This is a genomic window from Cellulomonas sp. NPDC057328 (genome assembly GCF_042667215.1).
GTDB lineage: Bacteria > Actinomycetota > Actinomycetes > Actinomycetales > Cellulomonadaceae > Cellulomonas.
In genome coordinates, this window is record NZ_JBHUZW010000047.1 from 20790 (window position 1) to 28121 (window position 7332).

7 protein-coding genes are annotated in these 7332 nt (G+C 74.1%); all 7 read left to right on the forward strand.

What is annotated here, in order from left to right; translation table 11 throughout:
* The first annotated feature begins 48 nt into the window (after positions 1–48).
* Positions 49–1530, forward strand: coding sequence for a sugar ABC transporter ATP-binding protein (locus ACFUMH_RS10375; RefSeq protein WP_378204406.1), 1482 nt, complete (start codon positions 49–51; stop codon positions 1528–1530).
* Positions 1527–2576: an ABC transporter permease gene (locus tag ACFUMH_RS10380; protein ID WP_378204388.1), complete on the forward strand. Its 1050-nt coding sequence runs from the start codon at positions 1527–1529 to the stop codon at positions 2574–2576. The genes ACFUMH_RS10375 and ACFUMH_RS10380 overlap by 4 nt, the downstream gene beginning before the upstream one ends.
* A gap of 84 nt (positions 2577–2660) precedes the next feature.
* Entirely contained in the window at positions 2661–3713 is a 1053-nt protein-coding gene (locus tag ACFUMH_RS10385) for a substrate-binding domain-containing protein (protein ID WP_378204391.1), read from the forward strand.
* A gap of 91 nt (positions 3714–3804) precedes the next feature.
* Positions 3805–5001: a Gfo/Idh/MocA family protein gene (locus ACFUMH_RS10390; RefSeq protein WP_378204409.1), complete on the forward strand. Its 1197-nt coding sequence runs from the start codon at positions 3805–3807 to the stop codon at positions 4999–5001.
* 2 nt (positions 5002–5003) lie between these two features.
* A complete protein-coding gene (locus tag ACFUMH_RS10395) occupies positions 5004–6005 on the forward strand; it encodes a sugar phosphate isomerase/epimerase family protein (RefSeq protein ID WP_378204394.1) in 1002 nt (333 codons plus the stop codon).
* 88 nt (positions 6006–6093) lie between these two features.
* Positions 6094–6516 (forward strand): pilus assembly protein CpaE, encoded by a 423-nt coding sequence (locus ACFUMH_RS10400; protein WP_378204397.1) that lies wholly within the window; start codon positions 6094–6096, stop codon positions 6514–6516.
* A 245-nt stretch (positions 6517–6761) separates the two neighbouring features.
* Complete coding sequence (locus tag ACFUMH_RS10405) at positions 6762–7304, forward strand: LuxR C-terminal-related transcriptional regulator (RefSeq protein ID WP_378204400.1); 543 nt, start codon at positions 6762–6764, stop codon at positions 7302–7304.
* Positions 7305–7332: the final 28 nt, after the last annotated feature.

A 7332-nucleotide genomic window follows, 5' to 3' on the forward strand; every position in this document is an offset into this window, starting at 1 on the left:
GCCACGGCTCCCGCCGCACTGACGACCCCCACGGACGCGATCCTGCGCATGCGCGGCATCGTCAAGCAGTTCCCCGGCGCCCGGGCGCTCGACGGCGTGGACCTCGAGGTCCGCGCGGGGGAGGTGCACTGCCTGCTCGGCCAGAACGGCGCGGGCAAGTCGACGCTCATCAAGGTGCTCGCCGGCGCCCACCAGCCTGACGAGGGCGAGATCCTGCTCGACGGCAGCCCCGTCACCATCGCGCACCCCGTCGCCGGCCTGCGGCTCGGGGTCGCGACGATGTACCAGGAGCTCGACGTCGTCGACGGCCTGTCGGTCGCGGAGAACGTCTGGCTGGGGCACGAGATGGCGTCCGGCGGCTTCACGCAGCGCCGCGCCGCCGCCCAGCGCACGCGCGCGCTGCTCGCCCGCCTCGGCCACCCGGACCTGTCGCCGCACCGCGAGGTCGGCTCCCTCTCGGCCGCGGGCAAGCAGATCGTCAGCATGGCGCGCGCCCTGTCGCACGACGCCCGCGTCATCGTGATGGACGAGCCGTCGGCCGTGCTCGACAGCGAGGAGGTCGCCAACCTCTTCCGCGTCGTGCGCGAGCTCACCGCCCAGGGCGTGGCGGTCGTCTACATCTCGCACCGCCTCGAGGAGATCCGCCAGATCGGCGACCGCATCACCGTCCTCAAGGACGGCCGCACGGTGGCGCAGAACCTCCCGGCGGCGACCACGGCGACCCCCGACCTGATCCGCCTGATGACCGGTCGGACCGTCGAGTACGCAATCCCACGGCGGCCGGCCGTCCCCGCCGACGCGCCGGTCGTCCTGCGCGTCGAGGACCTCACGGTCCGCGGCGCGTTCGCCGACGTGTCGTTCGACGTCCGGGCCGGCGAGGTGGTCGGGCTCGCCGGGCTCGTCGGCTCCGGTCGCTCCGAGGTCCTCGAGGCCGTCTTCGGCGCCCGCCGCGCGCACGCCGGCCGGGTCAGCGTCGACGGGCGTCCCGTGCACGGGTCCGTCGGTGCCGCGGTCAGGGCGGGCATCGGCCTGTGCCCCGAGGAGCGCAAGAGCCAGGGGCTGCTGCTCGACGAGCCCGTGTACCGCAACATCACGCTCTCGTCGTTCGGCCGCACCGCGCGCGGCGCCTTCCTCGACGAGCCGGCGGAGCGCCGCGTCGCCGAGGAGCAGATCGCCGCCCTCGACCTGCGCCCGGCCGACCCCGACCGCGCGGCGCGCACCCTGTCCGGCGGCAACCAGCAGAAGGTCCTGCTCGCGCGCTGGCTCGTGCACGGCTGCCGCGTGCTGCTCCTCGACGAGCCCACCCGCGGGGTCGACGTCGGCGCGCGCGCCGAGATCTACGCCCTGATCGCGCGCCTGGCCGAGGCCGGCACCGCGGTCGTCGTGGTGTCCAGCGAGATCGACGAGGTGCTCGGTCTCTCCGACCGCGTCCTCGTCCTGTCCGAGGGGCGCGTGGTCCACACCGGGCCGGCGTCCGAGATCGACGAGCACCGGGTGCTCGACCTCGTCATGGAAGGAAGTGCCGCGTGAGCGACCAGCACCTCACGGCCCACGTGCCCGCGGACGAGTCCGCGCGCGTGGAGGACGCGAGCGCCGCCGCGCGCCCGCGCCGCAACCTCCTCGCCGGTGCCGCCGGGCGCAACCTGGGCCTCGTCATCGCGCTCCTGCTCATCTGCGCCGTCGGCGTCGCGACCGCCGGGGAGCGCTTCGCGAGCCTCGACAACCTCATGACGATCCTGCGGCTGGCCGCCGTCATCGGCGTGCTCTCCGTCGGCGTCACCTTCGTCATCACCGCCGGCGGCATCGACCTGTCCGTCGGGTCCGTCCTGGGGCTCTCGTCCGTCTGGGCGTCCACCCTGGCGACGCAGGCGATGGCGGAGCAGTACCACTGGGTCGTCATGGTCGTGTGCGCGCTCGCGGTCGGCCTCGGCGCCGGCCTCGTCAACGGCGTGCTCATCGCGTACGGGCGGGTGGTCGCGTTCATCGCGACCCTGGCGATGCTCGTCGCGGCCCGCGGCCTGGCGGAGATGATCGCCAACCGGCAGACGCAGGTCGTCCGCGTCGAGGCGTTCCGCGACTTCTTCCGCTCGGACCTGCTCGGCATCCCCGTGCTGGTGTGGATCTTCGCGGTCGTCGCCGTCGCCGGCTGGGTGCTGCTCAACCGGACGACGTTCGGCCGCCGCACCGTCGCCGTCGGCGGCAACCCGGAGGCCGCGCGGCTGGCGGGCATCAACGTGCGCCGGCACACCATGTACCTGTACGCCCTCGCCGGCCTGGCCGCGGGGATCGCCGGGGTCATGATGCTCGGCCGCACCACCGCCGGCAGCTCGACGAACGGCCAGCTCTACGAGCTCGACGCCATCGCCGCCGTCGTCGTGGGCGGCACGCTGCTCGCCGGCGGCCGGGGCACGATCGTCGGCACGGTCTTCGGCGTCCTCATCTTCACGACGCTGACCAACGTCTTCACGCAGAACAACCTCTCCATCTCGGCGCAGGCCATCGCGAAGGGCGTCATCATCGTCGCCGCCGTGCTGCTGCAGCAGCGGATCGCCGAGCGCTCCCGCGCGAGCACCTGACGGGCATCCGGCACGCGCCGCCCGTCACCCGCACACCCCTGCACGCCCTGTTCCCGCGCAGCCCCCCGATCGAGGAGGATCGTCATGTCTGCACCCCTGCGTCACCGCTGGCTCACCGTGGCCGGCACCGCCGCCGCACTCGCCCTGGTGGTGACCGGCTGCACGTCCAACGCCCCCCAGGACACGCCCGACGAGGGCACCGCCCCGGCCGCCGTGCCCGGCACCGAGAACGACGAGCCCGGCGACACGGTCACGATCGGCTTCTCGGCCCCCGCCGCCGACCACGGCTGGATGGGCGCCATCACGCGCGCCGCCGTCGCCGAGGCGGACAAGTACGAGGACGTCGAGCTCGTGCAGGCCGAGGCGACGAACGACGTCAACCTGCAGATCAGCCAGATCGAGCAGTTCATCAACGACGGCGTCGACGCGATCGTGCTCCTGCCGTTCGACGGCGCCGCGCTCACCGAGGTCGCGCACCAGGCGATGGAGGCGGGCATCGTCGTCGTCAACGTGGACCGCGAGTTCGACGACCCGAACGCCGCCCGCACCACCGTGCTGGGCGACAACTACGGCATGGGCGTCAGCGCCGGCGCGTACATCTGCGAGCAGTTCGGCGACCAGGGCGACGCGAAGGTCGCCGAGATCGCCGGCATCGACTCGCTGCCCCTCACGCAGGACCGCAGCCAGGGCTTCGCCGACGCGCTGTCCGAGTGCGGGCTCGAGGTGAGCAACCGCGTCGCCGCCGACTTCACCGTGCAGGGCGGCGAGGCCGCCGCGGCGAACCTGCTGCAGGCCGCGCCGGAGCTCGACGCGATCTGGAACCACGACGACGACCAGGGCGTCGGCGTCATGGCCGCCATCGAGAACGCGGGCCGTGACGAGTTCATCATGGTCGGGGGCGCCGGCTCGAAGAACGTCATGGAGTCGATCAAGGCGGACGACTCGGTGCTCAAGGCCACCGTCGTCTACCCGTCGACGCAGGCCGCGGACGGCGTCAAGCTCGCCCGGCTCCTCGTCCAGCAGAAGGCGATGAGCGACCTCGTCGAGGTGGAGGTGCCGCGCACCGTGCAGCTGTACGCGCCCGTGGTCACCAAGGCCAACGTCGACGAGTACCTGCCGACCGCGTTCGAGTCCTGACCCGCGCGCCGGGCGGGCGGACCGCCCGCCCGGCGCCCCGACCCACGAGGAGGACCCCGTGGCAGACACGCTCCCGCGCCTGGGCATCGGCATGGTGGGCTACGCGTTCATGGGCGTCGCCCACTCGCACGCCTGGCGCACCGCCCCCCGCTTCTTCGACCTGCCGCTGGCACCCGACATGGCGGTCGTGGCTGGCCGCGACGAGCGGGCGGTCCGCGCGGCCGCCGACCGGCTCGGCTGGCGCGACGCCGAGACCAGCTGGAAGGCGCTCGTCGCCCGGGACGACGTCGACCTCGTCGACATCTGCACGCCCGGCGACACGCACGCCGACATCGCGGTCGCCGCGCTCGAGGCCGGCAAGCACGTGCTCTGCGAGAAGCCGCTCGCGAACTCGGTCGAGGAGGCCGAGACGATGGTGCGCGCGGCCGAGGCGGCACGCGCCTCGGGCGCCCTCGCCACGGTGGGGTTCACCTACCGGCGCGTGCCGGCCGTGCAGCTCGCGAAGCGGCTCGTCGACGAGGGTCGCATCGGCACGGTCCGGCACGTGCGCGCGCAGTACCTGCAGGACTGGATCGCGGACCCGCAGGCGCCGCTGTCGTGGCGGCTCGACCGCGCGAAGGCCGGCTCGGGCGCGCTGGGCGACATCGGCGCGCACGTCGTCGACCTGGCGCAGTTCGTCACGGGGGAGCACCTGACCGGCGTGTCGGCGGTGCTCGAGACGTTCGTGCGCGAGCGCCCCGTGGCGGCGTCGTCCGCGGGGCTGTCCGCGACGGGCTCGTCCGGGGGAGAGACGGGGCCGGTCACGGTGGACGACGCCGCGGTGTTCCTCGCGCGCCTGTCGGGCGGGGGGCTGGCGACGTTCGAGGCCACGCGGTTCGCGTACGGGCGCAAGAACGCGATCCGCCTGGAGATCAACGGGTCGGCGGGCTCGCTCGCGTTCGACTTCGAGGACATGAACGTCCTGCACTACTTCGACGCGAGCCAGCCGGCGTGGGAGGCGGGGTTCCGCCGCATCGTGGTCACGGAGCCCGAGCACGCCTACGTCGGCGCGTGGTGGCCGGCCGGGCACGGGCTCGGGTACGAGCACGCGTTCACGCACCAGGCGGTCGACCTCGTGCGCGACGTCGCGGCGCACCGCCAGCCGCGGCCGTCGTTCGCGGACGGGCTGCAGGTGCAGCGCGTCCTCGACGCGGTCGAGCGCTCCGCCGCGGACCGCAGCACCTGGACCGACGTCCCCGCACCCACGACCGACACCTCGACCGGCACCTCGACCCGCACGGAGGCCTGACGATGACGCGCCCGATCACCCTGTTCACCGGCCAGTGGGCCGACCTGCCGTTCGAGGAGGTCGCCCGCCTCGCGTCGGGGTGGGGCTACGACGGCCTCGAGATCGCGTGCTGGGGCGACCACCTCGACCCATGGCGCTGGGACGACGACGACTACGTCGCCGGCCGGCTGGCCGTCCTGGAGAGGTACGGCCTCAAGGTCTGGGCGATCTCCAACCACCTCAAGGGCCAGGCGGTCTGCGACGACCCCATCGACCAGCGGCACCGCGACATCCTGTCCGACCGGGTGTGGGGCGACGGCGACCCCGAGGGCGTGCGGCAGCGCGCGGCCGAGGAGATGAAGCACACCGCGCGGCTCGCCGCGAGGCTGGGCGTGACGACCGTCGTCGGCTTCACCGGCTCCTCCATCTGGAAGTACGTCGCGATGTTCCCGCCGGTCTCCGCCGAGCTCGTCGAGGCCGGCTACCGGGACTTCGCCGACCGGTGGAACCCGATCCTCGACGTCTTCGACGAGGTCGGCGTGCGGTTCGCGCACGAGGTGCACCCGAGCGAGATCGCCTACGACTGGTGGACCACGGTCGCCGCCCTCGAGGCGATCGGCCACCGCGAGGCGTTCGGCCTCAACTGGGACCCCAGCCACTTCGTCTGGCAGCAGCTCGACCCGGTCGACTTCCTGCTCGAGTTCCGGAGTCGGATCTACCACGTCGACTGCAAGGACGTGAAGCTGCGCCTCGGCAACGGCCGCAACGGCCGGCTCTCCTCCCACCTGCCGTGGGCCGACCCGCGCCGCGGCTGGGACTTCGTCTCGACCGGCCGCGGCGACGTGCCCTGGGAGCCGTCGTTCCGGGCGCTCAACGCGATCGGCTACGACGGACCCGTCTCGGTCGAGTGGGAGGACGCGGGCATGGACCGCCTCGTCGGCGCGCCCGAGGCGCTCGCGTTCGTCCGCGCGAACCTCTTCGACCCGCCGACCGCGGCGTTCGACGCGGCGTTCAGCACCCGCTGACGCCGGGCTCGGCACGTCCGGACGGGCGCCACCGCGGGGTGGAGGGCCCCGCGGTGGCGCCGCCGCTCCGGGCGCCGATACTGGGCAGATGATCTCGACGGACCTCGCCATCGCCCTGCAGGCCGCCGGCCTGCGCTGGCAGCCGCGGCCCGGCGACCGGTTCGCGATCCAGGGCGCCGACCTCGACGGCGACGTCTTCACGATCTCCGACATGGTCGTCGAGCCGCACGAGTACGAGACCGGCACGGTGCTCGGCTTCAACGGGACGACCGAGTGGGCGCTGGACTCGGTGCGCCAGGAGGACGCGCTCTGGCTGCCGCGCGAGGACCAGCTGCGCGAGCTGCTCGGGCGCGCGTTCCGCAGCCTCGCGCGCTCGACCGACGGCCGGTACCAGGTGCTCGTGGAGTTCAGCGGGCAGCCGGAGCGCGTCTTCACCGCCGACGAGGCCCCCGACGCCTACGGCGAGGCGCTCCTCGCGCTGGTCAGCGCCGCGACGTCCCAGGTCGCCTGACGGCAGGCGGTTCGGCTCCGCGTCACGCGCCCCCGCGGGTGATTCACCTCCGCCGGACCCGGACCGCGGGCTCGCCGCCCGTAGGTTGACCGCCATGGGGCGGGGCAGGCGGTCGGGTCGTCGTCTGCACGCTCCCGCCGCGCCCCGCCACGGCCCGGGGCGCGCATCGAGGCGTGCGCCCGGACGAGGGACCACGTCGGGGGGCGCGGATGGGAACAGGGTCCAGGCTGCTCAGCCTCGGGGAGGTGCAGGAACAGCTCGGCCTGACTGCCGACCAGGTGCGCGAGCTCGTGCGCAGCGGCGCGCTGCCCGTGCTGCGCATCCTGGACGTCTGGCGCGTCGAGGCGGCCGCCGTCGACCGGTTGATCGACACGGCGCGGGAGGCGTCCTGGGCGCACCCCGAGTGGTGTGACGGCGCGGGGGCGTCGCGCGCGCGCCGCGGGACGGGGCATCGCACGCCCCACCACGGCGTCGGGTGCACCGACGAGGAGGGCGACGACCCGTCGTCGCACCCGCAGCGCGGGCCCGTCCGCGTCGGCTCTCGGGAGCCCGCCGCGGCGCAGCGAGGGACGAGGACGCCCCACCCGCCGCTGACGCACCAGCAGCGGCGCGTCCTCGCCCTCATCGGCGAGGGCCTGCCGAACGACGAGATCGCCGCACGCCTGTCGCTGCAGGTGAGCACCGTCAAGAGCCACGTCGCCCGGCTCCTGCTCCGGCTCGACCTGCCGGACCGGGGCCGCCTCATCGCGCACGCCTGGCGCAGCGGGCTGCTCGAACCGACGGGGTGAGCGCGGGGCCGTCGGGCCCGGCCGGCGA

What these genes read in the sequence shown, in the direction of transcription:
- ACFUMH_RS10375 (WP_378204406.1), top strand. Translation starts at nt 49, where the DNA reads ATGCGCGGCATCGTCAAGCAGTTCCCCGGCGCCCGGGCGCTCGACGGC.
- ACFUMH_RS10385 (WP_378204391.1), top strand. Translation starts at nt 2,661, where the DNA reads ATGTCTGCACCCCTGCGTCACCGCTGGCTCACCGTGGCCGGCACCGCC.
- ACFUMH_RS10390 (WP_378204409.1), top strand. Translation starts at nt 3,805, where the DNA reads ATGGTGGGCTACGCGTTCATGGGCGTCGCCCACTCGCACGCCTGGCGC.
- ACFUMH_RS10395 (WP_378204394.1), top strand. Translation starts at nt 5,004, where the DNA reads ATGACGCGCCCGATCACCCTGTTCACCGGCCAGTGGGCCGACCTGCCG.
- ACFUMH_RS10400 (WP_378204397.1), top strand. Translation starts at nt 6,094, where the DNA reads ATGATCTCGACGGACCTCGCCATCGCCCTGCAGGCCGCCGGCCTGCGC.